General features: G+C 53.8%; 2 tRNA genes and 2 rRNA genes (2 of these 4 running past the window's edge). All 4 read left to right on the plus strand.

The annotated features are described in order from the left end of the window. Positions 1-219, plus strand: a 16S ribosomal RNA gene (locus tag AC1ROK_RS27020) (it extends 1,362 nt beyond the left edge of the window). Between the two features lie 199 nt (positions 220-418). After that, positions 419-495 (plus strand) — tRNA-Ile (locus AC1ROK_RS27025). An 18-nt stretch (positions 496-513) separates the two neighbouring features. Further along, a tRNA-Ala gene (locus AC1ROK_RS27030) sits at positions 514-589 on the plus strand. Positions 590-931: 342 nt separating this feature from the next. Next, a 23S ribosomal RNA gene (locus tag AC1ROK_RS27035) occupies positions 932-2,500 on the plus strand; it runs 1,160 nt beyond the window's last position. Together the 16S and 23S rRNA genes with 2 tRNA genes alongside form the textbook arrangement of a ribosomal RNA operon.

The following is a 2,500-nucleotide window of genomic DNA, read 5'->3' on the forward strand; positions in this document are numbered from 1 at the left end:
AGTGCATGAAGTCGGAATCGCTAGTAATCGCAGATCAGCACGCTGCGGTGAATACGTTCCCGGGCCTTGTACACACCGCCCGTCACACCATGGGAGTTGGTTCTACCCGAAGCCGGTGCGCTAACCGCAAGGAAGCAGCCGACCACGGTAGGGTCAGCGACTGGGGTGAAGTCGTAACAAGGTAGCCGTAGGGGAACCTGCGGCTGGATCACCTCCTTTCTAAGGATTACCCTTCAGAGGCTTGCCTCTATCGGGTTTTCATTGGAACAAAAGCTGTCAAGTCAGACAGCACTTTGCGGAACTTCGCCGCCTTCGTTTCTCTTTCTTCACATGCGACGTTATTCACGCGTCAGCGCGGCGAGCTTTCAGCTCGTTGGCGTTCGCCAGCTTGATTGCTGGCTCTCTGGCGTGATCCAGAGGGCCCGTAGCTCAGGTGGTTAGAGCGCACGCCTGATAAGCGTGAGGTCGGTAGTTCGAGTCTACCCGGGCCCACCACTCCTCAGGGAATGGCATGGGGCCGTAGCTCAGTTGGGAGAGCGTCTGCTTTGCAAGCAGAATGTCGTCGGTTCGATTCCGTCCGGCTCCACCAACCTTCGCTGCTTCAAGCAGCTTCGGTTGGCAGGCCACCCAGCACCGAAACCAACGTCGCATCGTTAGAGAGCAAGTTTGGCAGCCTTGAACCCCCCGGAATTTCCAATGGAAATTCCTGATGGTTCGGCGGCCGGATCTTTCGACATCGTAAAGAGATGCTTCGCTGCTTGTTTGATCCCACACCCTGGGAGAGAGACAGCGACAGCACGTGAATTCTGGTTTTTTTTGATCTGACCGATCAAACGACCATGTTGTGAAACATGGTCTTTCGTTCTTTGCCCGATGACCAGACGGCCTTTCAAGAGGGGCCGTGGACGTTGCGGGTATAGATAATGAGAACGATCAAGTGCCTTAAGTGCATCTAGTGGATGCCTTGGCGCATGCAGGCGATGAAGGACGTAATACGCTGCGATAAGCCCCGGGGAGCTGCGAATAAGCTTTGATCCGAGGATTTCCGAATGGGGAAACCCGACCATTTAGGTCACCCGAAAGGGAGCTAACCCAGGGAACTGAAACATCTAAGTACCTGGAGGAAAGGACATCAACCGAGACTCCGTTAGTAGTGGCGAGCGAACGCGGACCAGGCCAGTGGCCAGGGTGTAAGAACGGGAACAACATGGAAATGTTGGCCATAGTGGGTGATAGCCCCGTACCGGTAGAAAGCATCTTGGTCCTCGAGTAAGGCGGGACACGTGAAATCCTGTCTGAACATGGGTAGACCACTATCCAAGCCTAAGTACTCGCATGCGACCGATAGCGAACAAGTACCGTGAGGGAAAGGTGAAAAGCACCCCGACGAGGGGAGTGAAATAGTTCCTGAAACTGGATGCATACAAACAGTCGGAGCCCAAGACGCGTTCTGGGTGACGGCGTACCTCTTGTATAATGGGTCATCGACTTAGTCTAACTAGCAAGCTTAAGCCGTTAGGTGTAGGCGCAGCGAAAGCGAGTCTGAATAGGGCGTCAAGTTAGTTGGATTAGACCCGAACCCGAGTGATCTAGCCATGTGCAGGCTGAAGGTAAGGTAACACTTACTGGAGGGCCGAACCCACGTAAGTTGAAAATTACGGGGATGACGTGTGGCTAGGGGTGAAAGGCCAATCAAACTCGGAAATAGCTGGTTCTCCGCGAAAGATATTTAGGTATCGCCTCAGACGAATACCTCAGGGGGTAGAGCACTGGATGGGCTAGGGGGTCTCACCGACTTACCAAACCTAACCAAACTCCGAATACCTGAGAGTACTATCTGGGAGACAGACGGTGGGTGCTAACGTCCATCGTCAAGAGGGAAACAACCCTGACCTACAGCTAAGGTCCCCAAGTCATGGTTAAGTGGGAAAGCATGTGGGAATGCTTAGACAACCAGGAGGTTGGCTTAGAAGCAGCCATCCTTTAAAGATAGCGTAACAGCTCACTGGTCAAGCGTTCCTGCGGCGAAGATGTAACGGGGCTCAAACCATGCACCGAAGCTTAGGGTTTGCAACTTGTTGCAAGCGGTAGCGGAGCGTTCCGTAAGCCTGCGAAGGGATACTCGTGAGAGATCCTGGAGGTATCGGAAGTGCGAATGATGACATGAGTAGCGATAAAGAGGGTGAGAGACCCTCTCGCCGTAAGTCCAAGGGTTCCTGCGCAATGCTAATCAGCGCAGGGTTAGCCGGCCCCTAAGTCGAGGCAGACATGCGTAGACGATGGGAACCACGTTAATATTCGTGGGCCTGGTGGTAGTGACGGATCGCGCGGGTTCGTATCCCCTTATTGGATTGGGGGTGCGATGAGCCGGTTCCAGGAAATAGCTCCACCAACATAGACCGTACCCTAAACCGACACAGGTGGACAGGTAGAGCATACCAAGGCGCTTGAGAGAACTATGCTGAAGGAACTCGGCAAATTGCACGCGTAACTTCGGGAT

This window comes from Devosia sp. GW821-FHT12F11, assembly GCF_058806655.1.